The organism is Gordonia effusa NBRC 100432 (assembly GCF_000241305.1).
Taxonomy (GTDB): domain Bacteria; phylum Actinomycetota; class Actinomycetes; order Mycobacteriales; family Mycobacteriaceae; genus Gordonia; species Gordonia effusa.
Map to the genome: position 1 here is coordinate 14,961 of NZ_BAEH01000049.1, position 26,470 is coordinate 41,430.

24 protein-coding genes and 1 riboswitch are annotated in these 26,470 nt (G+C 63.5%); of the genes, 2 read left to right on the forward strand and 22 right to left on the reverse strand.

Annotation, left to right across the window (positions count from 1 at the left end; all coding sequences use genetic code 11):
* Positions 1-97: 97 nt before the first annotated feature.
* From ppc to GOEFS_RS08785, 14 genes are all read right to left on the reverse strand, one after another.
* A complete protein-coding gene (gene ppc, locus GOEFS_RS08720; protein WP_007317531.1) occupies positions 98-2,941 on the reverse strand; it encodes a phosphoenolpyruvate carboxylase in 2,844 nt (947 codons plus the stop codon).
* A gap of 166 nt (positions 2,942-3,107) precedes the next feature.
* The gene (gene secG, locus GOEFS_RS08725; RefSeq protein ID WP_007317532.1) at positions 3,108-3,341 is read right to left on the reverse strand and encodes a preprotein translocase subunit SecG; all 234 of its coding nucleotides are present in this window, start codon (positions 3,339-3,341) and stop codon (positions 3,108-3,110) included.
* An 88-nt stretch (positions 3,342-3,429) separates the two neighbouring features.
* Entirely contained in the window at positions 3,430-4,215 is a 786-nt protein-coding gene (tpiA, locus tag GOEFS_RS08730) for a triose-phosphate isomerase (RefSeq protein WP_007317533.1), read from the reverse strand.
* A 3-nt stretch (positions 4,216-4,218) separates the two neighbouring features.
* On the reverse strand, positions 4,219-5,430 hold the full coding sequence (locus tag GOEFS_RS08735; protein ID WP_007317534.1) for a phosphoglycerate kinase: 1,212 nt from the start codon (positions 5,428-5,430) through the stop codon (positions 4,219-4,221).
* 75 nt (positions 5,431-5,505) lie between these two features.
* Positions 5,506-6,525: a type I glyceraldehyde-3-phosphate dehydrogenase gene (gene gap, locus GOEFS_RS08740; protein WP_007317535.1), complete on the reverse strand. Its 1,020-nt coding sequence runs from the start codon at positions 6,523-6,525 to the stop codon at positions 5,506-5,508.
* Positions 6,526-6,731: 206 nt separating this feature from the next.
* Positions 6,732-7,712, reverse strand: coding sequence for a DNA-binding protein WhiA (gene whiA, locus GOEFS_RS08745; RefSeq protein ID WP_170323146.1), 981 nt, complete (start codon positions 7,710-7,712; stop codon positions 6,732-6,734).
* A gap of 124 nt (positions 7,713-7,836) precedes the next feature.
* Positions 7,837-8,829, reverse strand: a complete 993-nt coding sequence (locus GOEFS_RS08750; protein ID WP_007317537.1) for a gluconeogenesis factor YvcK family protein — start codon at positions 8,827-8,829, stop codon at positions 7,837-7,839.
* A complete protein-coding gene (gene rapZ, locus GOEFS_RS08755) occupies positions 8,826-9,701 on the reverse strand; it encodes an RNase adapter RapZ (RefSeq protein WP_007317538.1) in 876 nt (291 codons plus the stop codon). Before rapZ ends, GOEFS_RS08750 begins: the two co-directional genes overlap by 4 nt.
* Positions 9,698-11,710, reverse strand: a complete 2,013-nt coding sequence (gene uvrC, locus GOEFS_RS08760) for an excinuclease ABC subunit UvrC (RefSeq protein ID WP_007317539.1) — start codon at positions 11,708-11,710, stop codon at positions 9,698-9,700. The genes rapZ and uvrC overlap by 4 nt, the downstream gene beginning before the upstream one ends.
* A gap of 20 nt (positions 11,711-11,730) precedes the next feature.
* Positions 11,731-12,204 carry a PH domain-containing protein gene (locus tag GOEFS_RS08765; RefSeq protein ID WP_007317540.1) on the reverse strand — a complete coding sequence of 158 codons (474 nt, stop codon included), beginning with the start codon at positions 12,202-12,204 and terminating at the stop codon, positions 11,731-11,733.
* 14 nt (positions 12,205-12,218) lie between these two features.
* On the reverse strand, positions 12,219-12,695 hold the full coding sequence (gene ribH, locus GOEFS_RS08770; RefSeq protein ID WP_007317541.1) for a 6,7-dimethyl-8-ribityllumazine synthase: 477 nt from the start codon (positions 12,693-12,695) through the stop codon (positions 12,219-12,221).
* Positions 12,692-14,008 carry a bifunctional 3,4-dihydroxy-2-butanone-4-phosphate synthase/GTP cyclohydrolase II gene (locus GOEFS_RS08775; RefSeq protein ID WP_040524802.1) on the reverse strand — a complete coding sequence of 439 codons (1,317 nt, stop codon included), beginning with the start codon at positions 14,006-14,008 and terminating at the stop codon, positions 12,692-12,694. Before GOEFS_RS08775 ends, ribH begins: the two co-directional genes overlap by 4 nt.
* A gap of 5 nt (positions 14,009-14,013) precedes the next feature.
* On the reverse strand, positions 14,014-14,670 hold the full coding sequence (locus tag GOEFS_RS08780; protein WP_007317543.1) for a riboflavin synthase: 657 nt from the start codon (positions 14,668-14,670) through the stop codon (positions 14,014-14,016).
* A gap of 64 nt (positions 14,671-14,734) precedes the next feature.
* Positions 14,735-14,896: riboswitch (FMN riboswitch) on the reverse strand.
* 179 nt (positions 14,897-15,075) lie between these two features.
* Positions 15,076-16,245, reverse strand: coding sequence for a thiolase family protein (locus tag GOEFS_RS08785; protein WP_007317544.1), 1,170 nt, complete (start codon positions 16,243-16,245; stop codon positions 15,076-15,078).
* A gap of 102 nt (positions 16,246-16,347) precedes the next feature.
* Between GOEFS_RS08785 and GOEFS_RS08790 the strand changes: the two genes are divergently transcribed.
* Positions 16,348-16,785, forward strand: a complete 438-nt coding sequence (locus GOEFS_RS08790; protein WP_007317545.1) for a winged helix-turn-helix transcriptional regulator — start codon at positions 16,348-16,350, stop codon at positions 16,783-16,785.
* A 71-nt stretch (positions 16,786-16,856) separates the two neighbouring features.
* Here GOEFS_RS08790 and ribD read toward each other — a convergent pair whose 3' ends face one another.
* Both ribD and rpe read right to left on the reverse strand, forming a co-directional pair.
* On the reverse strand, positions 16,857-17,891 hold the full coding sequence (ribD, locus tag GOEFS_RS08795) for a bifunctional diaminohydroxyphosphoribosylaminopyrimidine deaminase/5-amino-6-(5-phosphoribosylamino)uracil reductase RibD (protein ID WP_007317546.1): 1,035 nt from the start codon (positions 17,889-17,891) through the stop codon (positions 16,857-16,859).
* Positions 17,881-18,582, reverse strand: coding sequence for a ribulose-phosphate 3-epimerase (gene rpe / locus GOEFS_RS08800; protein ID WP_007317547.1), 702 nt, complete (start codon positions 18,580-18,582; stop codon positions 17,881-17,883). Before rpe ends, ribD begins: the two co-directional genes overlap by 11 nt.
* 105 nt (positions 18,583-18,687) lie before the next feature.
* On the opposite strand from rpe, the gene GOEFS_RS23425 reads away from it, so the two are divergent.
* Positions 18,688-18,849, forward strand: a complete 162-nt coding sequence (locus tag GOEFS_RS23425) for a DUF5302 domain-containing protein (RefSeq protein WP_170323145.1) — start codon at positions 18,688-18,690, stop codon at positions 18,847-18,849.
* A gap of 86 nt (positions 18,850-18,935) precedes the next feature.
* Here GOEFS_RS23425 and GOEFS_RS08805 read toward each other — a convergent pair whose 3' ends face one another.
* From GOEFS_RS08805 to rpoZ, 6 genes are all read right to left on the reverse strand, one after another.
* Positions 18,936-20,300: an RsmB/NOP family class I SAM-dependent RNA methyltransferase gene (locus tag GOEFS_RS08805; RefSeq protein WP_373278190.1), complete on the reverse strand. Its 1,365-nt coding sequence runs from the start codon at positions 20,298-20,300 to the stop codon at positions 18,936-18,938.
* 65 nt (positions 20,301-20,365) lie between these two features.
* Positions 20,366-21,295: a methionyl-tRNA formyltransferase gene (fmt, locus tag GOEFS_RS08810; RefSeq protein ID WP_040524805.1), complete on the reverse strand. Its 930-nt coding sequence runs from the start codon at positions 21,293-21,295 to the stop codon at positions 20,366-20,368.
* 2 nt (positions 21,296-21,297) lie between these two features.
* Positions 21,298-23,304, reverse strand: coding sequence for a primosomal protein N' (locus GOEFS_RS08815; RefSeq protein WP_007317550.1), 2,007 nt, complete (start codon positions 23,302-23,304; stop codon positions 21,298-21,300).
* 140 nt (positions 23,305-23,444) lie between these two features.
* The gene (gene metK, locus GOEFS_RS08820; protein WP_007317551.1) at positions 23,445-24,656 is read right to left on the reverse strand and encodes a methionine adenosyltransferase; all 1,212 of its coding nucleotides are present in this window, start codon (positions 24,654-24,656) and stop codon (positions 23,445-23,447) included.
* A gap of 114 nt (positions 24,657-24,770) precedes the next feature.
* Entirely contained in the window at positions 24,771-26,063 is a 1,293-nt protein-coding gene (gene coaBC, locus GOEFS_RS08825; protein ID WP_007317552.1) for a bifunctional phosphopantothenoylcysteine decarboxylase/phosphopantothenate--cysteine ligase CoaBC, read from the reverse strand.
* A 48-nt stretch (positions 26,064-26,111) separates the two neighbouring features.
* Complete coding sequence (gene rpoZ, locus GOEFS_RS08830) at positions 26,112-26,408, reverse strand: DNA-directed RNA polymerase subunit omega (RefSeq protein WP_007317553.1); 297 nt, start codon at positions 26,406-26,408, stop codon at positions 26,112-26,114.
* Positions 26,409-26,470 lie beyond the last annotated feature (62 nt).

Consider the following 26,470-nt stretch of genomic DNA (forward strand, 5'->3'; position numbering starts at 1 on the left):
GGCCGACCCGCCATCGGACTGCTAGTTTCTGCACCCTCAGCACCAGCGAGGGCAAACCTCCCCCGCGGTCAGCTACGTGGCAGACTCCAGCCAACCCCTACCCGCTGTTGCGCAGGGCCGTCGCCAAGCCGTTCATAGTCAACAGAATTCCGCGTCGCACTTCTCGCGACTCGTCGCCATTGCGGTAACGCTTGAGCAGTTCTACCTGTAGCAAGTTCAGCGGCTCCAGGTAGGGGAAGCGGTTGTAGACCGAACGTTTGAGCGCGGCGTTGTCGGCGAGGAGGTCGTCACTGCCGGTAATGGCGGCGAGCATCCGCAGACAGCGCTCATGTTCTTCGACGATCTTCCCAAAGACCCTCTCGCGCAAGTCATCGTCAGCAACCAATTGTGAATACCGTTGCGCCACACCCAGATCCGACTTTGCCATCACCTGCGCCATGTTGGACAACACACTATTGAAGAACGGCCACGTGCGGTAGTACCGCTGTAGCGTCGCCAGGCGCTCGGCGTCGTCACCGATCCATGACTCAAACGCGGCACCAGTGCCGTACCAGCCGGGCAACATCACCCGCGACTGACTCCACGACAGCACCCAGGGGATCGCGCGGAGATCAGAGATCGCCTTAGTCTGTTTACGCGATGCCGGTCGGCTGCCGATATTCAGCTCACCGATCTCCGACAACGGCGTCGACGACGTGAAGTACTCGACGAAACCTGTTGTACGGTGCACCAATTCGCTGTAGGCGTCACGTGCGCTCGCGGCGAGATCGTCCAAAATCTTATACGCGTCATCGGATTCGTCGCCGAGCCCCTCGGTGTCGAGCAGTGACGACTCGATGGTGGCCGCGAGTAAGGTCTCTAGATTGCGATGTGCCGTAACAGGTTCGGCGTATTTGGCCGCGATGATTTCACCCTGCTCGGTAATCCGCAGTGACCCCTGCACGGCGCCCGGCGGTTGCGCCAGGATGGCGTCGTAACTGGGGCCACCACCGCGACCGACGGTGCCACCGCGACCGTGAAATAGCCGCAACCTGATCTGCGCCTTTCGCGCCGCTTCGACAAGATCCAGTTCGGCTCGGTACAGCGCCCAATTGGCGGCCAGGTATCCCCCGTCCTTGTTGGAATCGGAGTAGCCGAGCATGACCTCTTGCAATCCACCCTGAGCCTCGACGAGCGCGCGGTAGATAGGAACGTCGAGTACCGCGAGAAGGGTGTGGGAACCTTGCTGCAAATCTTCGATGGTCTCGAACAGCGGAACGACACGGACCGTGCTGCGCGGATTGCCGTCGTTCGGGTCGAATATGCCCGCTTCTTTCAACAGAATCAACGCTTCCAGCATATCGCTCACTGACGTGCACATGCTGATGATGTAGTTCGGGATCGTCTCGGCGCCAAAGGTTTTGATCGCACGTGCACCTGCGCGCACGATTGCCACCTCCTTGGCCGCCAACTCGGATAACTGCGCATCGGGACTGAGGAGCGGCCGCCGGGCCGACAACTCGGCGGACAAGATCGCCACTCGCTCGGACTCGTCGAGCGATGTGTAGTCGTCGTTTACGCCAGCCCAGGCCAGCAATTCGGCAACAACTTCCTCGTGGACGTCGGAATTCTGTCGCATATCGAGCCCCGATAAGTTGAATCCGAAGGTACGCACGCCTTCTCGCAGACGCAGCAACCTGTCGTCAGCAATCGCGTCGTCGTTGTTGGCGCGCAAGGCGCGATCGATCACGTCAAGGTCGGCACGGAGTTCCGATGCCTCGACATACGCATCGGCTGCCGATGCCGGCGCATCATCGGTCGTGAGGAAGTCTTCGCCGAACATCACCTCGCCGGTGGCCGCCAATCGCGAGCGGATCTTCGTGATCGCGGCACGGAACGGTTCGTCGCCACCACCGCCGCCACCGGGCAGGGTCCACGACGAGAGGACGGCGAGGTCGTCGGTGACCGTTATGAGCCGGGCCGACATGCTCAATTCCTGTGCTAACGACGACAATTCATCCAGATGGTGTCGGATCGCCGCCCGGGCCGCACTCGTGGTCGCGAGCGTCACGATCTCTGCGGTGACATAGGGGTTACCGTCGCGGTCACCGCCGATCCACGAGCCCATCCGCACCATCGGGGCATCGGCGATACCCGACGTCGGGTACTGCGCCAGCAATGCCCGACGCACTTCGGTATTGATGGTGGGCACCACGTCGAAGAATGAAGCATCGTAGTAACGCAGCCCTGACGCCACCTCGTCGCTGATGGTCAAGCGTTCGAGCCGCACGAGGGCGGTCTGCCACAGCGTGAGGATCTGCCGGCCGATGGCTTCGATCGCAGTGCGTTCTTCGGCGGGCGTGAGCTCGGTGCGCCGACGTAGGCGCATCAGTTCTGTTATCCGATTCTGCGCCTCGAATACCGTACGACGTCGAGTTTCAGTGGGATGCGCCGTAATCACCGGTACCACTGTCGCCTGTGCCAACCCGGTACCCACCTGTTCGTCGGTCAGCCCGGCCGCCGCGAGTTTGGCGTACGTCGCCGCGAGACTGCTCGCTTGTGGAACATCGTTGCCGCGCTCGTGAATAGCCCGACGTCGCTCTCGATGCTGGTCTTCTCCCAGGTTTGCCAATAGCGCGAACAGACTGAACGCGCGGACTACGGGAAGTAACTCACTCGCCGGACGGTCATCGAACAGCGCGGCGAGATCGTCGCGATCGATCTCGGAACGTCGAATCGCGAACGCGGCTTTGCGCGCCGCTTCGATGAGATCGAAGATCTCGGTCCCGGAATGTTCGCGCACGACATCGCCGAGCATTCCGCCGAGCAATCGGATGTCGTCGCGTAACGGTTCGGTGAGTGCACGTCCGGCGTCGTCGACCGCGATGTGGTCGACGATCGACGTGGCAGGACGCCACTGGGACGATCCGGGTGTGGGAGCAAAGGTTCCGGGATCATTCATCCCACCATTATCGCGTGTATCGCTGGTATCAGCATCCTGGGGCGGCATCGCGCACAAGACCGGGAAAATCGTCCGACAAAGCAGTCGCCGAGGGCATATTGCCCTCGGCGAGTAACTATTCGGACGATTTTCCCAGCGGCGGGACCCAGATCGAGCCGGCGCCAGGTCAGCTCAGGCGGATATTCACGCCAACGGCCACGATGAGGATGAACCACACCAGGCCGACGAAGATGGTCAGCCGATCCAGGTTGCGTTCGACGACACTCGAACCGGACAGGCTGGACTGAACGCCGCCACCGAACAGTGACGACAGACCGCCGCCCTTACCGCGGTGGAGCAGCACCAGGACCACCAATATCACGCTGGATACGATGATTGCGATGTTGAGGGCGAGCGTCACGGGTTCTCAGATCCTTCGGGTGGGGTCGGTTCACAGTTGTGCGGCAGGACCGCACAACCTGTCTCAGTCTACGCGAGCGCGCTGGCGTTCAGGGCAACGGCCCGCCAGCGGCGATTGCCGACAGGGTCGCGAATTCGTCAGGTTTCAGCGAAGCGCCACCGACGAGCGCGCCGTCGACATCGCTCTGGCCGACGAGTTCGCCGACGTTCTTCGCGCTCACCGAGCCACCGTAGAGGACACGCACCGACGCCGCGGTCGCATCGTCGGCGATCTCGGCCAACGCCGCCCGAATCGCGGCACACACTTCCTGCGCATCCGCCGCGCTCGCGACACGTCCGGTGCCGATGGCCCAGACCGGCTCGTAGGCAATCACGGTCTTGGCGATTTCGTCAGCCGTTAACCCGGCCAGCGAGCCTTTGAGCTGCGCGACGTTGTAGGCCACATGATCGCCGGCCTCGCGGATGTCGAGCCCTTCGCCGATGCAAACGATCGGGGTGAGCTCATGTTTGAGTGCGGCTTTGGTCTTCGCAAGCACTAGTTCGTCGGTCTCGTTGTGGTACGTCCGCCGCTCCGAGTGTCCGACGACGACGAAAGTGACTCCCAGTTTCGCGAGGAAAGCACCGCTGATCTCACCAGTGTAGGCACCCGAATCGTGGGCGGACACATCCTGCGCACCGTAGGTGAGTAGCAACTTGTCGCCGTCGATAACGGTCTGGACACTACGAATATCAGTGAACGGCGGGATGACCGTGACGTCGACCTTGTCGAAGTACTTCGCGGGAAGCGACGCCGCCAGCTTCTGAACGAGCGCGATGGCCTCAAGATGATTCAGATTCATCTTCCAGTTGCCGGCGATGAGCGGCTTACGGCTCATTGATCAGCCCTCCAGCACTTTCAATCCGGGCAATTCCTTGCCCTCGAGGTATTCCAGGGATGCTCCACCGCCGGTAGAGATATGTGAAAAATCGGAGTCCGGCAAGCCGAGCGCCCGAACCGCTGCCGCCGAATCGCCACCGCCGACGACGGTGAACGCGCCGCGCCCGGTGGTCGCGGCAATTGCCTCGGCGATACCCTTTGTGCCAGCGGCGAACTGCTCGAACTCGAACACACCCGACGGACCATTCCAGAAGATCGTTTCGGCACCACCGAGCACCGCGGCGAACCGCTTGACCGTCTCGGGGCCGATATCCAACCCCATCCATCCGTCGGGAATAGCTTCGGCCGCAACGGTTTTCGCCTCCGCGTCAGCCGCGAACTTATCTGCGACGACCACGTCTACCGGGAGATGAATCACATCGGCGAACCGCTCCAGGAGGTCTTTGCAGACATCGATCTGATCCTCCTGAAGCAGCGAGGTGCCCACCGAATGCCCTTGTGCGGCAAGGAAAGTGAATGCCATGCCGCCACCAATGACCAGCGTGTCAACCTTAGGCGCAAGCGCCTCGATCACAGCGAGCTTGTCGGATACCTTGGAGCCGCCGAGAACGACGGCGTAGGGCCGCTTGACTTCGTCGGTCAGCTTGGACAGCACGTCGACTTCAGCCGCGACTAGCTCACCGGCGTAATGCGGCAGCAGCTTGGCGACGTCGTACACCGACGCCTGCTCCCGATGAACCACGCCGAAGCCGTCGGAAACGAATGCGCCGTCATCACCGACGAGTTCGACGAGTGCGGCGGCGAGCTTTGCCCGCTGCGCTTCGTCCTTCGACGTCTCACGCGGGTCGAAGCGGATATTCTCCAGCAGCAACACGTCGCCGTCAGTCAATCCTTCGGCGCGGGCTAGTGCGTCGGAGCCGACGACATCACCGGCCAGCTGCACGTTGCGGCCGAGCTCTTCGCTCAACCGCGCGGCAACCGGAGCCAGCGAGAACTGCGGATCGGGCTCACCCTTGGGTCGACCCAGGTGTGCGGTGATGATCACCTTGGCACCCGCATCGATCAACGCGTTGAGCGTCGGCAGCGATGCGAGGATACGACCGGGATCGGTGATGGTGCCATTGTCGAGCGGAACGTTAAAGTCCGACCGAACGAGCACTCCCCGACCCGAAACACCTTCGGCGAGAAGGTCTTTCAAAGTTGGTACAGCCATGTTTGCAGGTTCTCCTAGCGAGTCCGACCGTGCCGGCCGGCGATGTCAGTCTTCTCCGGACGAAAGGTGACGCTTCTACAGCGACTTGCCAACCAGACCGATGAGGTCGACGAGGCGGTTGGAGTAACCCCACTCGTTGTCGTACCAGGACACGACCTTGGCCTGATCGTCGATTACCTTGGTCAGACCGGCGTCGAACAGCGAGCTGTGCGGGTCGGTAACGATGTCGGAGGAAACGATCGGAGCGTCGTAGTACTTCAGGATGCCCTTGAGCGGTCCGTCAGCGGCAGCTTTCAGCGCGGCGTTGATCTCGTCGGCAGTGGCCTGCTTTGCCAGCTGCGCGGTGAGGTCGGTGACCGAACCGGTTGGAATCGGGACGCGCAGCGCGTAACCGTCGAGCTTGCCCTTCAGTTCCGGCAGGACCAGGCCGATGGCCTTAGCCGCACCGGTCGAGGTCGGCACGATGTTGATCGCGGCGGCGCGGGCGCGGCGCAGATCCTTATGCGGACCGTCCTGCAGATTCTGATCCTGGGTGTAGGCGTGAATGGTGGTCATCAGGCCCTTGACGATGCCGAACTCGTCGTTGAGGACCTTGGCCAACGGGCCGAGGCAGTTGGTGGTGCACGAGGCGTTGGAGATGATGTTCTGACTGCCGTCGTACTTGTCGTCGTTGACGCCCATCACGATGGTGATGTCCTCATCCGACGCGGGAGCCGAGATGATGACCTTCTTGGCACCGGCATCGAGGTGACCCTGAGCCTTCGCACGCGCCGTGAAGATACCGGTCGACTCGACGACAACGTCGACACCCAGATCGCCCCACGGAATCGCGGCGGGACCTTCCTTGACCTCGAGTGCCTTGATCTTCTGATCGCCGACGACGATGGTGTCTTCGCCTTCCAGCGAGACATCCTGCGGAAGGCGACCGAGGATCGAGTCGAACTTCAGCAGGTGTGCCAACGACGCGTTGTCGGTGAGGTCGTTAACGGCGACGATCTCAATGTCGGTGGTGCCCAACGCTTTTTGCGCTTCGACTGCGCGGAAGAAGTTGCGGCCGATCCGGCCGAATCCGTTTACGCCAACGCGAACTGTCACTGCATGTTCTCCTTGTGTGGTGCCCGCCGCTGGTGGTGGCGGATTTGACCGACGTAACCATCTGGCCCGCTCCTGCGCTCAGACGCCGGGTACGGTTAGCCCCCAGCTTAGTAGTAGGAGATTTCCGGCAAGTGACGGGGCTGATCGATGATCGGGCCCCAGGCGACACAGCCGCACTGGTGCACGCGTGTCGCGGATGCTGTTCGCTACGCCTCGTCGTCCATCAACTCCGCGGTCACCGCCGACTCCGTGTCGGGCAGTCCCTCGGTCCGCGCCTTCTTGTCTGCCATCGACAGGAGACGGCGAATCCGCCCCGCGACAGCATCTTTCGTCATCGGCGGATCGGCCAGTTGGCCCAACTCCTCCAAGGACGCTTGCCGATGCGTCACGCGCAGATGCCCCGCGGCCACCAGATGGTCGGGCACTTCGTCGCCAAGAATTTCCAGCGCCCGCTCCACCCGTGCGGCAGCGGCGACTGCCGCCCGCGCCGACCTACGCAAGTTCGCATCGTCGAAGTTGGCGAGCCGGTTCGCCGTGGCCCGGACCTCGCGCCGCATACGACGCTCCTCCCAAACCAGGCGAGTGTCCTGCGCGCCCATCCGGGTGAGCAACGCACCGATCGCATCGCCGTCGCGGATTACCACCCGATCGGCCCCGCGGACCTCACGCGCCTTTGCCGAAACGCCGAGGCGTCGGGCGGCACCAACGAGCGCCAGCGCCGCCTCGGGTCCGGGACAACTTACTTCCAACGCAGACGACCGGCCGGGCTCGGTCAACGAACCGTGAGCGAGAAACGCACCACGCCATGCGGCTTCGGAATCGACGACCGTTCCGCCGACGACGTGGGCGGGCAACCCGCGCACCGGCCGGCCTCGCATATCGAGTAGACCGGTCTGTCGCGCTAATGCTTCGCCATCTTTGGTGACCCGCACGATATAGCGCGCGGTCTTGCGCAACCCGCCGCTACGCAACACGTGTACATCGGAGTTGTAGCCGTAAAGATCGAGGATTTCCCGACGCAACCGTCGTGCGACATTGCCCAAGTCGACTTCGGCTTCGATCACAACGCGCCCGGCGACGATGTGCAAGCCGCCGGCAAATCGCAACAAAGCGGAGACTTCGGCCTTGCGGGCGCTCGTCGTCGTCACCGTCAGACGACTGAGTTCGTCTTTGGCCGCCGCTGTCATCGCCACTGGTGGCATACCTCCTGTTGCTCTTACCGCTGTAGTCACATGGCCTCCAGTACTGATTGGGCCCGCTCGCTGCGCTCCCGGCACCCGGGTATCGATTGGGGCCGCTCGCTGCGCTCACTCATCGCGACCTCTCTGCCAATCCATCGACCAACCGGGCGACCTTACGCGGATCATGCACATGCGCACCGGGAACCGCCAGGTCCCCGATCCGGAGTTGGGCACCGAACAATGCGGCCGCACGCTCGACATGTTCTCTTTCCCGACCCAACGGGACCGAACGCTCGTCAACGATGACGTCGTCGACACGCAGGGTGTCCGCGTGCGCATGCAGCACGTGAAGGTGCCGCTCCAGCGAGAACCCTGTGGTTTCGCCAAGTTCGGGCTCGAGATTAACAATCAACATACGACGCGCCTTCGACCGGGTGAGCGCGTTGACCTGTTCGGGCACAAGGACATGCGGGATCACACTGGAGAACCAGGAACCTGGTCCCAACGTAATGATGTCAGCGTCGGCGATCGCAGTCAGCGCATCGGCGCAAGCCGGGGGCTCGGCCGGAAGAAGCCGAACGCGGCGCACCTTCCCCGGTGTGGTCGCAACGGCGACCTGACCTTGGATGACCCGGCTCATACGAGGATCCGATTCCAGCCCCGACACATCGGCCTCAATCATCAATGGAACCCGGGCCATTGGCAGGACCCGGCCAGTGGCTCCGAACAACCGTAGTAACTCATCCAGCGCGGCAACCGGATCGCCAAGTACGTCGGCAAGTCCCGCGAGCAATAGATTTCCAACCGGATGTCCCGCCAGCGCGCCGTGACCACTGAACCTATGTTGCAAGGTCTGCGCCCAGGTCGTGACCCGCGAACTCTGTTCCTCGTCGAGTTCGGCGAGCGCCGCGGGTGCCGACACCAATGCGGCTAGCGCCATTCGCAGATCTCCGGGCGGAATCGCGCCCAGTTCTGCACGTATCCGACCTGACGAACCCCCGTCGTCGGCGACCGTCACCACCGCGGTTACCTGCGACGAGAGGTAACGCATCGCGGTCAATGTCGCGTAGAGGCCGTGTCCGCCGCCTAGCGAGACGATCTTGCGCGGTTGGGTCTGTGTCATTCGCGCCCCAGATCGCGGTGACTGACCTGAACGTCGACGTCGGCGATGCCGGCTTGCGCCAGCCGGTTGCCCAACTCGGTAGCCATGGCGACACTGCGATGCTTACCGCCCGTACAGCCGACGCTCACCGCCATATATCGCTTGCCCTCCCGCAGATACCCGCCGACGACCAGTGAGATCAAGTCAACATAAAGATCGATGAACTGCGACGCTCCGTCTTGCCCGAGAACGTAATCACGGACCGGTGTGTCGAGCCCATTGTCCGCCCGCAACTCCGGAATCCAATACGGATTGGGTAAGAATCTGACGTCGGCGACCAAGTCGGAGTCGATCGGCAATCCGTACTTGAAGCCGAACGACTTAATAGCGACCGACAGACCGGTGCGGCCGATCGAGGGGTAGGTGTCCTCGATGATCCCCCGAAATTTAGCCACCGGGAGCGTCGACGTATCGACCACCAGATCTGCCCGAAGTTTCACCCCGGCCAGAAAATCGCGTTCCCGATTGATGCCGTCGACCAGAGTCTCGTCGGCCTGCAGCGGATGCCGACGGCGAACCTGCTCGAACCGGCGGACCAGGACATCGTCGGTGGCGTCGAGAAAAATCATCGACGTCTGCACCCCGCTCGAGTCGAGGCGAGCACGCAGATTCACCAAGTCGTCGCTGACCCGAGCGTCGGTGCCCCGCACCACCATCGCCAGCCGAGATGTCTTCGGCTGACCCGCTCGAGCCAGATCGACCATCGTCCCGATCAGCCCGACCGGGACGTTATCGGCGACATACCACCCGGCGTCTTCGAAGATGTCCGCAGCGGTCGTCATACCCGCGCCCGACATACCCGCGATGAAGACCACCGACATTTCTTCGGTCATGCGCCCGTTACCTGACTCTCTTCGCTTTCCAATGCTGACTTCACCGCCTGTGCTGTCGCCTGACCGATGCCGGGTACCTCGGCGATCGCCTCGACCGACGCTTCGCGCAGTCTCGCGACCGATCCGAAATGTGTCACCAATGCCGACCGTCGGCTGGCACCCAAACCGCGCACTCCATCGAGTACTGATTCAGTCATGCGTTTACTGCGTTTGCTGCGATGGAAGGTAATCGCGAACCGGTGCGCCTCGTCGCGTACCCGCTGCAACAAGAACAGCCCCTCGCTACTCCTCGGTAAGATTACCGGTTCGTCGTCGTCGGGAACCCAGATCTCTTCGAGTCGCTTGGCCATCCCGATCACGGCGACGTCGGTGATTCCGAGTTCGTCCAGCACCGTCGCCGCGGCACGCACCTGCGGCTCACCGCCGTCGACCACGAAGAGGTTCGGCGGATAGGCAAATCGCCGCGGTCGGCCGGTCTTGGGATCGATCGCCGCTTCGGGCGCGAGGTCGCCGCCGTTGGAGACGTCGACCTCCCCGCCGTCTCCGGTGCCCACCTCGACAACATCGGCCCGATGACGCAGGAATCGTCGACGGGTGATCTCGGCGATCGACGCGACGTCATCGGAATGCCCGTCTCCCGCGGCCTCCCGGATCGAATAGTGCCGATAGTCGGATTTGCGCGGCAACCCGTCCTCGAACACGACGAGCGATGCCACCACGTCGGTGCCCTGCACGTGGGAAATGTCGACACATTCGATACGCAAGGGGGCCTGATCGAGGCCGAGGGCTTCCTGAATCTCGGTGAGTGCCGCCGACCGCGTGGTCAGGTCCCCGGCACGTTTGAGTTTGTGTTGCGCCAACGCCTCACCGGCATTGCGCTCTACTGTCTCCGCGAGTGCCTTCTTGTCACCGCGTTGCGGCACCCGCAGGTCTACTCGACTGCCGCGCAGATCCGACAACCACCGCGCCATATCGTCAGCTTCCGGCGGAAGCACGGGCACCAACACCTCACGCGGAATCGCTTGACTAGCAACATGTCCCGCGTCGACTTTCACCGTCGCGTCGAGGTCGACCTGAGAGCCATAGAACTGCGTGAGGAATTGCCCGACCTCCTCACTGCGTGAATTGTCGTCGGGACGTTCGACGACCCAGCCTCGCTGGCCGCGGACCCGGCCGGCGCGCACGTGGAAAATCTGCACGGAGGTTTCGAGTTGGTCGCCGGCAAAGGCGATCACATCGGCGTCGGTGCCATCGCCGAGAACCACCGCTTGTTTCTCCAGAGCACGTTGCAACGCGGTGACATCGTCGCGCAGGCGGGCGGCCCGCTCGAAGTCGAGTTCTTCTGCGGCTAACCGCATTTCGCGCTCCAGCTTGCGGATGAGCTGATCGGTCCGGCCGGCGAGGAAGTCGCAGAAGTCATCGACGATATCGCGATGCTCCTCTTCGGTTACCCGACCGACGCACGGCGCCGCGCATTTGTCGATATAGCCGAGCAAGCACGGGCGTCCGATCTGGTTGTGCCGCTTAAAGACTCCGGCCGAACAGGTCCGCGCCGGAAACACCCGGGTCAGCAGGTCCAGAGTTTCGCGGATCGCCCAGGCATGGGAGTACGGCCCGAAGTAGCGCACGCCGCGGCGTCGAGGCCCCCGGTAGACGAACAACCTGGGATACTTCTCATTGAGCGTCACCGCGAGCATCGGATAACTCTTGTCGTCGCGATAGCGGACGTTGAAGCGTGGATCGAACTCCTTGATCCAGTTGTATTCGAGTTGCAGCGCTTCGACTTCGGTGCCGACGACGGTCCATTCCACCGATGCCGCGGTGGTGACCATCTGCCTTGTGCGCGGGTGCAACGACACGACATCGGCGAAATAGGATGTCAGACGAGAACGAAGATTCTTTGCCTTGCCGACGTAGATGACTCGTGAATGCTGATCCCTGAACTTGTAGACACCCGGCTCAGTCGGGATAGTCCCGGGAGCGGGACGGTAAGTAGTCGGGTCAGCCACTTATATGACCCTACGCGAGACTACTGACACTCCCCGGCGTACTCGGTCTCCGAGTCCCGGAATCGTTCCATCGCGGCCACCGCGCGCTCACCGTCGCGGGCCTGCACCGCGAGCACCGGAATATGTTCGTCGGACGGGAGGAGCAGCCGGGCACAGAATTTGCCTTCCGGATAAACCAATCCCTCCACCGCATCCCATCGAAAGAATTGCTCCGACAGGATGTTCCGCACCCCGATCCCCTGCGGCCCGAGTCGCAGACGAGCCCGTGCCAGCAACATGATCGCGCATCCTTCGACGACGCCGACCAGACCGATACCGATCTGATCGGACAGTCCAACGTCGGGTCCGGTGTTCTCGATTGTCAGCAATGCGGCGAAGACCACGTGGATGACGACCACGACTACGGCCACCACTGCCGCCACGCGCGGCATCAGCCGTGGCCTGTACACATAGGTCCACTCCGACGACTGTTCGGTCGATTCGCTCTTCGCCATCACAGAACGCACGGTCACCGGCGCGCGAGCGAGCGGAGCGTTAACGCCGACGCCAGTGCGGCCGTAGTCGCTTGCGCGCCTTTGTCCTCGGAAGAGTCCGGTAGTCCCGCGCGGGCCAGAGCCTGCTCCTCGGTCAACGTCGTCAATACACCGTTACCAACGGGAGTCGACTCGTCAAGCGATACTCGGGTCAGCCCGGCGGTGACCGCGTCACACACATACTCGAAATGCGGTGTCTCGCCGCGGATTACGACGCCCAGCGCGACCACGGCGTCGTGGGTCCGGGCGAGCGCCTGCACGATGACCGGCAACTCGATCGCACCGGCCACGTGAACGATGGTCGGGTCAATGACTCCGTTAGCTTTCGCCGCCCGCACAGCACCGTCGAGCAACGCCTGGCAGATCGTGTCGTGCCACTGCGAGGCGACGATGGCCAGGCTGATCTCACCCGCATCGGCGAGGTCGAGTGTCGGTTCGCCACTGCCGCTCATGCGCCGGCCCCCTGGGTGTCGGTGGTCGGGGCGGCGTGCGCTGCCAAATGATCGTCCAGGCCGACGAGGTCATGCCCCATGCGATCGCGCTTAGTTTGCAGATAGCGAAGGTTCTCCGCATTGGCGCGCAACGGCATTGCGACGCGGTCAACGATATGCAGCCCGTAACCGTCGAGGCCAACTCGTTTGGCCGGATTGTTCGTCAGCAGGCGCATCGACTTGACGCCGAGATCCACCAGAATCTGCGCACCGAGCCCGTAGTCACGCGAGTCGGCCGGTAGACCGAGTTCGAGGTTGGCATCGACGGTGTCAGATCCCTTGTCCTGCAACTGATATGCCTGCAACTTGTGTAGCAGGCCGATCCCTCGTCCTTCGTGCCCGCGCATGTAGAGCACGATGCCGCGGCCTTCGGCGGCAACCATCTCCATCGCGGCGTCGAGCTGCGGACCGCAGTCGCAGCGCAACGATCCGAAGACGTCGCCGGTCAGACACTCGGAGTGGACACGCACCAGAACGTCGTTGCCCTTGCCGTCCTCACCGGCGATGTCACCCATTACCAACGCGACATGCTCGACGTCGTCGTAAATGCTGGAGTATCCGACGGCGCGGAAGGTGCCGTGACTGGTGGGAATGCGAGCATCGGCGACACGGACCACGTGCTTCTCGTGCCGGCGGCGCCACGCGATCAGGTCGGCGATGGATATCAGTGCGAGGTCGTGCTCGTCGGCGAAGATACGCAATTCGTCCGTCTGCGCCATCGCGCCCGGATCTTTCTGACTGACAATCTCGCAGATGACGCCGGCCGGGGTGAGATCGGCGAGACGAGCCAAGTCGACGGCAGCCTCCGTATGGCCGGGACGGCGCAGGACGCCACCCTCTTTTGCCCGCAGCGGCACCACATGGCCCGGACGCGTGAAATCGTTCGCCGTCGTGGTCGGGTCGGCCAGCAACTTCATCGTCGTGGCACGATCGGCGGCGGAGATGCCGGTACCGATACCCTCGCGCGCATCGACGGTGACCGTGTAGGCGGTGCCGTGTTTGTCTTGATTAGTCGAATACATCGGCGGCAATCCGAGGCGGTCGCAATCGGGTCCGGCAAGCGGTACGCAGAGGTAACCCGAGGTGTAGCGCACCATGAACGCGACGAGTTCCGGCGTTGCCTTCTCGGCGGCGAAAATCAGGTCGCCTTCGTTCTCCCGATCCTCGTCGTCGACCACGACGACCGCTTTACCCGCTGCGATATCGGCGATCGCGCGCTCAACGGTGTCCAATTGGACTGCGCCAGTATCGGTTTCACTGTTGGGATCACTCATCGTGTTCACTTACCTTCTGCGCTGTTGGTCGCATGCGGGCCGGTCAGGCGCTCCACATACTTGGCAATGACGTCGGTTTCCAGGTTGACGATGTCACCGACGCTGAGCGTACCCAGCGTGGTCTCAGACAGCGTCGTCGGGATGAGCGATATCTCGAACCACTCGCCCCCGCCGCCTGACCCATCCGGCCCGCTCGCTGCGCTCCCGGCGCCCACTGCCGACACGGTCAGCGATACGCCGTCGACGGTGATTGACCCCTTCTCCACGACGTATACCCGCAAAGCGTCGGGCAAACCGATTCGCACTACCGTCCAGTTCTCCGACGGGGAGATCGACACGATAGTTCCGACGCCGTCGACATGTCCTTGGACGATATGACCGCCGAAACGTCCGTTCGCCGGCATCGCCCGCTCGAGGTTGACGGCCACCCCGGACTGCGCGTCCGAGAGCGAACTGCGTCGCAACGTCTCGGCCATCACATCGACGGTGAACGCGTCGTCGGCGAGTTCGACGACGGTCAGACACACCCCGTTGACGGCGATCGAATCGCCGAATTTCGCGTCACTGGTCACCACCGGGCCGCGCACGGTGAATCGTGCGGCCTCGGCAAGATCTTCGCGCGCCACGATCGTGCCGCGTTCTTCGACTATCCCGGTAAACACCCTCATGCTCCTCTGTTGCCGGTCCCGTGGCGAAACGAGGGACAGGCACCTCAGGGAGAGGTGTACCGGTTCTCTCGTATCCGGACTATGACCGTCGGCTCCGGAATCACACCGGATCTGCTTGTCCCTGCCCAGTTGGGCAGGCGCTCGCGGGCTGTGTTGCCACTGAACTTCAGCTACAACAATCACCGCCGGTGGGGAATTTCACCCCGCCCCGAGAACTACATATCCGACGCTAGCACGATCATCGCGAGAGGCGGCAGACGCGCTCGGCGTCTGGCCGTCAGATGCACCATATCCAGCGCTTCACAATTCCACCCAGGGTGACCGAATCTCGTCGATGCACCTTCTTTCCTCGGATCCACCTCCGAAATTGGGTGGGTGGATCCGAGGAAAGAAGGTGAATTAGTCCAGCCGTTCCACGATCATCGCGTTGGCTTGACCGCCGGCTTCACACATGGCCTGCAACCCATACCGGCCGCCGGTCTGTTCGAGTACCGACAGCAGGGTCGTGGCGATGCGCGCTCCACTCGCGCCGAGCGGGTGTCCGATGGCGGTAGCGCCGCCGTTGATGTTGACCTTCGCCGGGTCCGCGCCGGTCTCGGCTAACCACGCCAGCACCACGCTCGTGAATGCCTCGTTTATTTCGAAGGCGTCGATGTCGGCGATCGAGAGTCCGGCCCGTTTGAGCACCTTCTCGGTCGCCGGGATCACGCCGGTCAACATGTAGATCGGATCATCCCCCGCGACGGCGAGAGAGTGGATACGAGCCCTCGGCCGCAGGCCCAGTCGCTGCGTGGTCTCCGACGACGTCACCAAAGTCGCCGCCGCACCGTCGTTGATCGGCGACGAGTTGCCGGCGGTAATGTGCCAGCCCAAGTCGGGAAACCGCTTCTCCCACAACGGAGACCGGAAAGCCGGCGGCAGCCCGGCCAGTACGTCGACGCTCGTTCCGGGTCGGACCGTCTCGTCAATGCGCAGCTCACCCAGTGGCGCGACCTCGGCATCGAATTTTCCGTCCTGCCACGCCTGCGCCGCACGACGATGGCTCTCCGCCGCGAACGCGTCGAGCTGCTGCCGGGAGAGGCCCCACTTCGCAGCGATAAGTTCTGCGCTAATCCCCTGCGGCACAAGCCCTTCCGGATAACGCTGCGCGATGATGGGCCCGAATGGATCCCGGCCGGCCACCTGACTGCCGATGGGCACGGTGCTCATCGACTCGACGCCGGATGCGATCACCACGTCGTTGATCCCGCTGATCACATTCGCCGCCGCGAACGCGATCGCCTGTTGGCTACTGCCACATTGACGGTCGACTGTTACGGCGGGCACCGACTCCGGCAAGCCCGCGGCGAGCGCGGCCCACCGGGTCGTGTCGGCGCTCTGCTCCCCTATTTGCCCGACGACGCCACCGATGATGTCGTCGATCCCGTCTGGCTCAATGCCGGTGCGATTCACCAGCTCCCGGATCGCGTGGGCGTGAAGGTCAACCGGATGAATCCCGGCCAGCCCTCCGCCAGCTTTGCCTTTGCCTACCGGTGTCCGTACCGCGTCGACGATAACCGCATCTCGCATGACTTCCTCCTTGAAGCGCGATCAGTAGGTTGGAATTACCAACTAACTCGACCATAGGCCCAGTCGGTTTGATTTGCCAACAGACTCCGGCATACTGGAATTGTGATATCGGTCCCACCCCCGCAAACGCCTCGTCCCTGCACAATCGCCGACGCCCTGGAGGTAGTTGGTGACCGCTGGAGCCTGCTGATCGTGCGTGAACTGTTCTACGAGCAACGAAGATTCACCGAGATCGCACGGAATACCGGCGCGCCTCGCGACATCTTGGCGACGCGCCTGCGGAAGCTGGAAGAGCACGGCCTGATCACCCGAACGCAGTATTCGGAGCGGCCCCCGCGCTATGAATACGGCCTGACTCAAGCCGGGCGAGCACTATCACCGGTACTGCTGACCCTCAAGGAATGGGGACAGCGGTTCCTCAACGACGGCCCCGATCCGGTCAAGTTCACCCACACCTGCGGACAGACCTTCAAGGCGCAAGTCTGCTGTGCGGCCTGTCAGGAACCGTTGCGGGGCGACGCGCTGCGCATCAACAACTGAAACTGTCCCCGTGAGCGGCGCAGGCGCTATATCGCCGTCCATGTCGCTCACGGGGACAGTTCCAGTCGCGGTCAACGACGCAAGGTCACCAACAAGTCCTCGCCCAGCATGCGCGGCTGGCCGAAGGTAAACCGTCGGAGGTCGGAAATGGTTGTCGCCGAACCGATTTCGACCGCGGAATAACCGGCGCCAAGGATCGCCGGCGCCAAATAGAGATCGACCTCGTCGACGATGTCGGCGGCCAGAAATGCGCCGATGACCCGCGGTCCCCCCTCCACCAGCACCCAGAGCGCATCGGGAACGGCCGCCAGCACATCGAGTGGATTGTGTGTCCGGACCCTCATCGTCTGAGCTGCCTCATCGAGAACCCGGGCATCGGACCCAATGTCGCTGTTACCCATGACAATCCGGATTGGTTGGTGCTCACGTAACTCGCCGCCAGGAAAGCGTGCGGTCAACGACGGATTGTCTACACGCACAGTTCCCGTGCCGACAATGATCGCGTCGACCCGGCCGCGTTGCTCGTGCGCGGCAGCACGCGCGCGTTCGCCGGTAATCCACCGACTGGTCCCATCTGGTGCCGCGATCCGGCCATCGACAGTCGCTGCGATCTTGGCCGTGACCAGTGGCAGTCCGGTGCGTTGGCGATGCAACCAGGCACGCAACGGTCCGGCCTCGACGAGTCTGGTCAGCTCGGTCGTGAGATCCGCTCCACCGATCACCCGGACCCCTTCGGCCGAAAGCGTGGCCGCCCCGCCCGCCGCCGCGGGGTTCGGGTCCGCCACGCCGTAGTAGACCGTACTCACGCCGGCCTCGAGCAGTGCCCGACTACATGGGCCGGTTCGCCCGGTGTGATTACACGGCTCCAGGGTGACAACCGCCGTGCCGCCACGCGCGCGTTCTCCCGCGGCCCGCAAGGCCATCACCTCGGCGTGCGCACTGCCGGCCGGTTGGGTGTGACCGATGCCAACGACGTTTCCGGCGGCGTCGAGGATCACGGCACCAACGGGCGGATTAGGCGAACTGATCCCCAGTGCTCCAACAGATTCCGCTATCGCGGCCGTCATGGCCGCATGCAGGCCGTCGACGGAGAGTTCAGTGGGCATGAGTCCGCGCCGATGCCGCTTGCGCCCGCAGCCCGGCTAATGCCTGTGCGGGGTCGGCCGCTCCGTACACCGCTGATCCCGCCACAAAACAGTCGACGCCGGCTTCCGCGGCCTGCTCAATGGTGTCGGCATTGATACCTCCGTCGATTTCGACGACGAGGTTGAGCGCGCCGGAATCGACGATCTTGCGAATGGTTCGCACCTTCTCGAGGACGCCGGAGATAAAAGACTGGCCGCCGAAACCCGGCTCCACACTCATCACGAGAAGTGTGTCGAAATCGCGGAGAATATCCAGATAGGGCTCGAGCGGGGTGTTCGGCTTGATACTCAAACCGGCTTTGGCGCCAGCCGCGCGGATATCGCGAGCCACGGCCGACGGATCGTCGGAGGCCTCGGCGTGGAAGGTCACGTTGTAGGCACCCGCCTCGGCGTATGGCGGTGCCCAGGTGCCTGGATCTTCAATCATCAAGTGACAGTCCAGCGGGATGTCGGTCGCTTTGAGGAGTGACTGCACCACTGGCAGACCGAGCGTCAGATTCGGCACGAAATGTGCGTCCATCACATCGACATGCAACCAGTCCGCGCCGCGGTCACCGGCGACGCGCCCCGGTCCGACCGCCGCCGATTCCGCCGCGAGATTCGCGAAATCGGCGGACAGGATGGACGGTGCGATCATCGGTGCGGCAGACATGCGGGTCAGTCTATTCCAGGTGCCGAGGCGTCAAAAACCACCTGACATCCCTTTCGGCACCGGTTAACCTCAGTTGTTGCCAAATAACTCGGAGAGGGAGTTCAGATGACTGCCGACGACGACGCGAAGCAAAAATTTCGAGAGGCCTTAGAGCGCAAGAACAAGCAGAACCATCGCGCCGAGGATCATTTGAGCGGCAAGTCAAAAGCGCGAGGACCGCACGGTTCAGCGAGCCATCAGCAACAGTTTCGGCGCAAAAGCGGTTAGGTCACCGATAGAAACTGCGACCTGACCGCTCCTAAGGGGGCTATCCCCTCGGCGTGCGCATCGCTGCAGATACCAGCCAGACAGACTCAGTTCTTGGTCAAGACCGCGAGGAACATCGCATCGGTGCCATGCACATGCGGCCACAATTGCACGTGCGGGCTGTCGCCCAATCCCGGCATCCGCCGACCGTCAACGCTCACCAGTTCGCGCGCATCAAGTTGTGCCGCACCGGTTTCGGCGATCACCGCTGCCACGACGTCGGTCGTCTCGGCCGGATGCGGCGAGCAGGTCGAGTACACAATCACTCCACCGGGTCGCACCAGACGCACCGCTGCGGTAAGCAGTTCACGTTGCAGCACAACAAGTTCCGCGACATCCGATGGCGTTCGACGCCACCGCGCCTCGGGCCGTCGACGTAACGAGCCCAGCCCGCTACACGGAGCGTCGAGCAGTACTCGGTCGTACCCGGGTTCCAATCCACTGTCCCGACCGTCGACGACATGCACCGTCACCGGCAAGTCGGCGGTGACCTTGCGGATCAATTCGGCGCGATGCGCGGATACCTCCACCGCGTCGAGGGTTGCCCCGGCGACGCCAGCCAGCGCACCGAGCAGCGCGGCTTTGCCGCCGGGCCCGGCACAGAGATCGAGCCAACGTCCGGCGTCGGTACCGTCGATAGGTGCGATATCCACCGCGCGGGCGACGAGTTGACTCCCCTCGTCTTGGACCCCGGCAAGACCTTCGCGTACCGGTTCCAGTTCACCCGGGTCGCCACCGGGTAGATAAACGCAGTACGGCGACCAACGGCCTTCATCGCCGCCACTGATCAGAGCGAGTTCCTCCGCCGAAATCATTCCGGGCCGAGCCACCAGATGTACCGGTGGCCGCGCATCGTCGGCTGCGAGCGCCGCCTGCAATTGCCCGGCCGACCCCCCCAACGCGTCGAAGAACACTTGCGCGATCCAGCGTGGATGCGCGTAGCGGAAAGCCATATTGCCGATGAGATCGTCGGCCATCGACGGAGCGAGCGATTCGATCCAGAGTTCTCCGTCACGCTGAGAGATCTTGCGCAGCACCGCATTACCGAAACCGGCCGAGCCTTGGCCAGCTTCGGATCGAATCAGATCGACCGACGTCGATACCGCGGCATGCGACCCGATCCGGGTCCGCAGCAACTGATAGGCACCTAATCTCAGTACGTCTAGAACGGGCCCATCGATATCAGCGATGTCGCGGCCCGCGGCCGAGGCGATGACCGCGTCGAGCAACCCCTGTGCACGCGCCGTTCCGTAAGTCAGTTCCGTTGCGAGCGCCGCGTCCCGGCCGGTGATCCGACGCTCACGTAACATCTTGGGCAACAACAGGTTTGCATATGCATCCCGTTCCCGGACAGCGCGCAGGACGTCACGCGCGGTCGCGCGCACCTCATCGACCGGCTTGTTCCGCACCATCCCGGTGGTGCTGCCGCGACGTTCGGCGCGGCCCTGTCGTGTCGGCCGGTCTCTCCGGTAGTCGCTCATACCAACACCTGTCCATCGCTCAATCGAGCACCACGCGCCCAGTCCGCGGCTGCCATCTGCTTTTTCCCGGGAGGCCCGACCCAACTCAACCGCACCGGATCGGTCGAGGTGCCGACGAAGACGGCCTTCTTGGTGACCCTCAGCGTTCCCGGCGCGATAGCCGCCTCGTCGGGCGCGGGTGTTACCGGTCCGATTTTGACCCGCGCATCGTCGAGTTCGGTCCAGGAACCCGGCGCCGGCGTATACGCGCGGATCCGGCGGTCGACGATATGCGCGGGCAGATCCCAGCGGATCCGTGCCTGCTCGACGGTGATCTTCGGTGCCAGCGAGACCCCCTCAACGGCCTGCGGAATCGCCGACAACCGTTGCGATGCAATCCCTTCGAGCGTTTGCACCAGCAGCTGCGCACCGGTCTGGGCCAGCCGATCCAGGAGGTCGCCGCTGGTGTCGGTGTCCTTGATCGTCTCGGTGACGTGACCATATACCGGTCCGGTGTCGAGACCTTCCTCGATGCGGAAGGTACTCGCACCGGTAGAGGTGTCGCCCGCGGCGATGGCCGCCTGAACCGGTGCGGCACCACGCCACGCGGGCAGCAGCGAGAAATGCAGATTGATCCACCCGTGGGTGGGCAAGTCCAGGAGTTCTCGCGGGACCAGGGCGCCGTAGGCAACCACCGCGACAACGTCGGGCGCCCAACGGTCAAGAACTTCGTTCACTCCGTTGTCGGTCAGCCGCCTCGGCGTGAAGACCTCGATGCCGTGTTCGTCGGCGAGCAGCGCGATCGGCGAACGCGTTACCTTCTTTCCGCGCCCCGATACCGAATCGGGACGCGACAGGACGCCAACAACGTCGTGATTCGGTGAATCGAGCAAGGCTCGCAGACTGGGGACCGCGGGGGTTGGGGTACCGGCAAAGATGACACGCATGATCATCCGATAGTAGGCGGGTCGATCTGTACGCGGATCGGCCCGGTGTCGTGATGCGCGTTGCGCAGAATCTGGGCGGCCGCTAGCGCCCTGGTGAGCTCTTTGCCCTGTCCCCGATCGACACGCAGCAGCACCCGCATCAGTGGGCCCGCGTCACGCGCCGCGTCAGACGAACCGGCGGGCGCGCGAACTCCTTGCGGGAGAGGAACTGGCCCCAAAGCTGTTCCCGACGACGGCAGTCTGACCGAATCGACGAATGCGGCGATAGTGCGCTCCCCGCCATCCACCGCCGCCATCGTGACCGCGGGTGGAAACCCCAGGGCGGCGCGCTGCTCGAGTTCGGTTGAGGCGAAACCAGCTGGGTCCCAACGGATTACGGCCTGCACCGCGGGAAGCCCGGCGTCGGCCACGATGATCAGGCTCCCGCCCGACGATCCGGCGCGTACCAACGCCGCAATGGCCAGCCAACGTCGGACCGCGGTCTCGTTGGCGCGCAGGTCTTCCCGGTCCAGGTATGCCCAGGTGTCGAGGATAACGGCGGCGCCGTATCCGTCGGGCACGGCGGGTTCAGCGCCCGGGGTCGCGACCACGACTCGCGCGCCGGGCCGAACCTCGTCGACGATGTTCGCACCACCCGAAGTAGTCACCGGCACGCCGGCGAAGGCGCGGCCGAGTTCTTCGGCGGTACGTCCCGCACCGGTGGACAGGGCGCGAATCCTCGTGCCACCACAAGCCACACAGTTGAAGTTGCGCTCGGCTCGGCCACACCAGCGGCAACTCAAGGAGCCATTGGCCTCCATCTGCAGCGGACCGTGGCACGCGCGACATCGGGCGTGCGTCCGGCATCGTTCGCATGCCACCGACGGGATGTAGCCACGACGCGGCACGCTGAATAACACTGGGCGGTCGTCGTCGAGGGCGGATCGCGCGGCTTTGAACGCGACGGCCGGTATCCGCGCCGACCGGGCCATCGGGTCATGCGCAACGCTCGCGTCTTCTCCCGATAGCGCGACGACCCGTGGAGCCCGGTCACGGATCACCGCGCGCGGCGCGAGGAGATCATGTGCCCAGCCGGCCTCTACGAGGACCTGCGCCTCGGCCGAGCGAGCGAATCCGCCGATGACCAACGCCGCCTGTTCTCCATGAGACCGCAACGCGGCCACCTCGCGCGGATGCGGATACGGGGACCGAGGCTCGTCGAGACTGTCGTCACCGTCATCCCATACAACCACGAGTCCCAAATTGCGTACCGGCGCGAAACTCGCACTGCGCGTGCCCAATACGACATCGGCGCGGCCGCGCGACGCCGCAAGCCAGCGGCGGTAGCGGGCGGTGGGCCCAAGGCCGGCGGCCAAGGTCACGGCCCGCTCGCCGAGTAATGGCGCGCACGCGGATTCCATTTTGTCGAGATCTCGTTGATCGGGCACGACGATCACGACACCTCGACCGGCTGCGACTGCTGTCGCAGCCAATTCCGCCAGTCGGGTCGGCCAGTCCTCACCCGGCAACGCCTGCCATACCGCGCGCGGCGCTGCTCCCGACGTCATCGCGCCACAGAAGCCGCCGAAGCCCGAATAGTGTTGCCAGGCAGAAAGATCCGGCTCAGGCACCGGGGGCAGCGGAACGATCGATACCGCCTCGGCCTCGGTCTTCGCGTGCCGCGGCGGCACAGCCAGCCGAATGACGTCGGACATCGTTCCCGCGTAGCGGTCGGCTACCGCCCGACATAATGCGGCGAGCGCGGGTGAGAGCACTTCTTCCGGCGAGACAACCCGGTCGAGCCAACCGAGCTTGCCCGGGTGCTCACTGGCCGAAATACGTTCCAGCACAAAGCCATCAATCAGCCGGCCGGCGAAACGCACCCGCACCCGCACGCCGGGTTGGGCATCGGCATCCTGCTCGACATCGACCAGATAGTCGAAGGGACGATCGAGATGGGTCAGTCCAAGCATTGGCAGAACGCGCGCGACCGGATTAACGGCGGCACGTTCACGCGCGCCCTTCACCATCGCGGCTCGTGATCAGTCGTCACAGGGCCTACCTTCGCAGACATAGCGGAAATCCACCCGCTCTGCTCGGATTCACCCTCGATCCTTCGTGGGGTGAATCCGAGCAAAGCGGGTGGATTTCTGATCGTACCTATGGCGCGTCAGACGCCGAGTGCCGCCTTCAGCTTTCCAGCGCGGTCGGTGTTTTCCCATGGCAACTCGATGTCGGTGCGGCCGAAGTGGCCGTACGCGGCAGTCGGGCCGTAGATCGGGCGCAGCAGATCCAGGTCGCGGATGATCGCCAGTGGCCGTAGGTCGAAGACCTCGCCGATCGCCTTTTGAATCGACGCCGGGTCGACCGACTCGGTACCGAAGGTCTCCACGAACAGACCAACCGGTGCGGCCTTACCGATCGCGTAGGCGACCTGAACCTCAACCCGCTTCGCGAGTCCGGCGGCGACGACATTCTTGGCGACCCAACGCATCGCGTATGCGGCAGAACGGTCGACCTTTGACGGGTCTTTGCCGGAGAAAGCGCCACCACCATGGCGAGCCATGCCGCCGTAGGTGTCGACGATGATCTTGCGGCCGGTCAGTCCGGCGTCGCCCATCGGTCCGCCGAGAATGAAGCTTCCACTGGGGTTCACCAGCAGGCGGAAATTGGACACGTCAAGCGGGTTGGGCAGGTTCAGATCCGCGAGGACCGCTTCGACGACATGCTTGCGCAGGTCAGGTTCGAGCTGAGTATTAAGATCGATTCCTTCGCCGTGCTGGGTCGAGATCACCACGGTGTCCAGGCGTACCGGCTGGTCGTCGGCGTATTCGATGGTGACCTGCGTCTTACCGTCGGGACGCAGGTACGCCAGAGTGCCGTCCTTGCGGACCTCGGTTAGGCGGCGGGACAGACGGTGCGCGAGTGCGATCGGCACCGGCATCAACTCGGGTGTCTCGGCGGTCGCGTAACCGAACATCAGACCTTGATCGCCCGCACCCTGTGCGTTGAGTTCGTCCTCGAGGTCGCCACTGCGCGCCTCGTGTGAGTTATCGACACCGCCGGCGATCTCCGGCGACTGCGCACCGATCGCCACATTGACGCCACAGGACGCACCGTCGAAGCCTTTGGTCGAGGAGTCGTAGCCGATCTCCAAAATCTTCTCCCGCACGATGGTCGGGATATCGGCGTAAGCGGTGGTGTTCACTTCGCCCGCGACGTGAACCTGACCGGTGGTGACCAACGTCTCCACCGCGACGCGAGCGCCCGGGTCCTTAGTAAGCAGTGCATCGAGGATCGCGTCGCTGATCGCGTCGCAGATCTTATCCGGGTGGCCTTCAGTTACTGATTCGCTGGTAAACAGGCGTGACGAGATGGTCATCGGGGTCCTCTCCGGGGGACTAACAACTCAGGAGTACGGGGTGTGCTGGTCAGCTCCCCCATGTCATGTCATCCAACCTACACACGCCTTTATCGAAGCGTGCGGCGGGCCGTATCAGACGTTGCGTGCATCCCAATCTGGTACCAACAACGCGATTTCGTCAAGGATTCGGCTCGCCATGAGTGTTTTCGATGCGAGCGGCAGAGCCGTCTCAGTGCCGGTCGAACTCAACAGCCAACCGGTGTTGTCAACGGTGCCAAAAGCTTTGCCCGCGCCGACCGCGTTCACGACGAGAAGGTCAGTTCCCTTGCGCCGCAACTTCTCTCGGCCATGATCAAGTACACCGCCGCGTTCATCCCCCGTTTCCGCGGCGAAGCCGACGATAACCGTCGACGCCGGGATATCGCCTGCCGCACGGCTTTCCACCAATCCGTGCAAAATATCCGGATTGGTGTCGAGTTCGATTGGTGCCGGTCCGTCGGCACCTTTCTTTATCTTGGCTTCCGATACCGCCAATGGACGGAAATCGGCAACAGCCGCGGCCATGATCACCACATCGGCGTCGACGGCGCGTTTGGTCATCTCAGTGGACAATTGAGCGGCCGTTTCAATTCGCACAATGTCGACGCCAGCCGGATCACCGGGTTCGTCGGTGGCACCAGCGACTAAGGTGACCTGTGCGCCTCGCTGGGCGGCGGCGCGGGCGAGCGCATACCCCTGTTTGCCCGACGATCGGTTACCGAGATAGCGGACCGGGTCGAGTGGTTCGCGAGTGCCGCCCGCGCTGACCAGGACACGAATCCCGTTCAGGTCGTAAGGCAGCGCGTCAGCGCGATCGAGTAATAATTCCCCGATAAGGGAGATTTCCTGCGGATCGGGTAGTCGGCCCGCGCCTGAGTCGGTTCCGGTGAGCCGCCCCGACGCCGGAGTCATGACGGTGGCGCCATGGGCACGCAATGTCGCGACATTGGCCTGCGTTGCCGGATGCTCCCACATCTCGGTATGCATCGCGGGCACATAAAGAACGGGAGCGCGGACGGTCAGAAGTGAGGCGGTGAGCAGATCATCAGCGCGACCACTGGCGGCGCGCGCCATCAGATCCGCGGTCGCTGGAGCGACGATAACCAAGTCGGCCTGTTGCCCCAACCGGACGTGAGCGACCTCGTCGACATCGTCGAAAACGGTCGTGCTGACCGGATTCCCGGATAGTGCCTCAAACGTGGCCGCGCCGACGAAATTCAACGCCGAATCGGTTGGGATGACGCGAACGTCGGCTCCGGCTTCCTTGAAATGCCGGATCACCGAACAGACCTTGTAAGCGGCGATGCCGCCGCCAACACCGATCAGGACCCGCGGTCTGCGGTCCCGCTCGGCGCGTCGATCGTCGCCGGCCTGCGAATTGCTCATCTCCAGGTGACTCCCTGCATGCGAATCCGGCGGAACACAGCGTCGGGACTACTCGCCTTCGGTGTGCTCGAGCAGGTCGGCGTGGATCTCGCGCATAGCGATCGACAACGGCTTTTCCTGCAAGCCGGGCTCGACCAGCGGACCGACGAATTCCAGGATGCCGTCGCCGAGTTGGTTGTAGTAGTCGTTAATCTGCCGCGCGCGCTTGGCCGCGTAGATGACCAGCGCGTACTTCGACGACGCGCGATCGAGTAGGTCGTCGATCGGCGGATTGGTGATACCCAATGGGGTGTCATACGCCGGCGCGTCGATCTCGGTCACGTCAAAGTCGGTCGGGTTGCTCACGGAGCTCCTCAGTTCTACTGCGTTGCGGTTCAAAATGTGGCGATGAAGATTTGCGGTGGTGG

Coding starts and splice junctions, on each gene's coding strand:
- ppc (WP_007317531.1), bottom strand. CDS start 2,941: ATGAATGATCCCGGAACCTTTGCTCCCACACCCGGATCGTCCCAGTGG.
- tpiA (WP_007317533.1), bottom strand. CDS start 4,215: ATGAGCCGTAAGCCGCTCATCGCCGGCAACTGGAAGATGAATCTGAAT.
- GOEFS_RS08735 (WP_007317534.1), bottom strand. CDS start 5,430: ATGGCTGTACCAACTTTGAAAGACCTTCTCGCCGAAGGTGTTTCGGGT.
- whiA (WP_170323146.1), bottom strand. CDS start 7,712: ATGACAGCGGCGGCCAAAGACGAACTCAGTCGTCTGACGGTGACGACG.
- GOEFS_RS08750 (WP_007317537.1), bottom strand. CDS start 8,829: ATGACACAGACCCAACCGCGCAAGATCGTCTCGCTAGGCGGCGGACAC.
- rapZ (WP_007317538.1), bottom strand. CDS start 9,701: ATGACCGAAGAAATGTCGGTGGTCTTCATCGCGGGTATGTCGGGCGCG.
- GOEFS_RS08765 (WP_007317540.1), bottom strand. CDS start 12,204: ATGGCGAAGAGCGAATCGACCGAACAGTCGTCGGAGTGGACCTATGTG.
- ribH (WP_007317541.1), bottom strand. CDS start 12,695: ATGAGCGGCAGTGGCGAACCGACACTCGACCTCGCCGATGCGGGTGAG.
- GOEFS_RS08775 (WP_040524802.1), bottom strand. CDS start 14,008: ATGAGTGATCCCAACAGTGAAACCGATACTGGCGCAGTCCAATTGGAC.
- GOEFS_RS08785 (WP_007317544.1), bottom strand. CDS start 16,245: ATGCGAGATGCGGTTATCGTCGACGCGGTACGGACACCGGTAGGCAAA.
- ribD (WP_007317546.1), bottom strand. CDS start 17,891: ATGCCCACTGAACTCTCCGTCGACGGCCTGCATGCGGCCATGACGGCC.
- rpe (WP_007317547.1), bottom strand. CDS start 18,582: ATGTCTGCCGCACCGATGATCGCACCGTCCATCCTGTCCGCCGATTTC.
- GOEFS_RS23425 (WP_170323145.1), top strand. CDS start 18,688: ATGACTGCCGACGACGACGCGAAGCAAAAATTTCGAGAGGCCTTAGAG.
- GOEFS_RS08805 (WP_373278190.1), bottom strand. CDS start 20,300: ATGGTGCGGAACAAGCCGGTCGATGAGGTGCGCGCGACCGCGCGTGAC.
- fmt (WP_040524805.1), bottom strand. CDS start 21,295: ATGCGTGTCATCTTTGCCGGTACCCCAACCCCCGCGGTCCCCAGTCTG.
- GOEFS_RS08815 (WP_007317550.1), bottom strand. CDS start 23,304: ATGGTGAAGGGCGCGCGTGAACGTGCCGCCGTTAATCCGGTCGCGCGC.
- metK (WP_007317551.1), bottom strand. CDS start 24,656: ATGACCATCTCGTCACGCCTGTTTACCAGCGAATCAGTAACTGAAGGC.
- coaBC (WP_007317552.1), bottom strand. CDS start 26,063: ATGAGCAATTCGCAGGCCGGCGACGATCGACGCGCCGAGCGGGACCGC.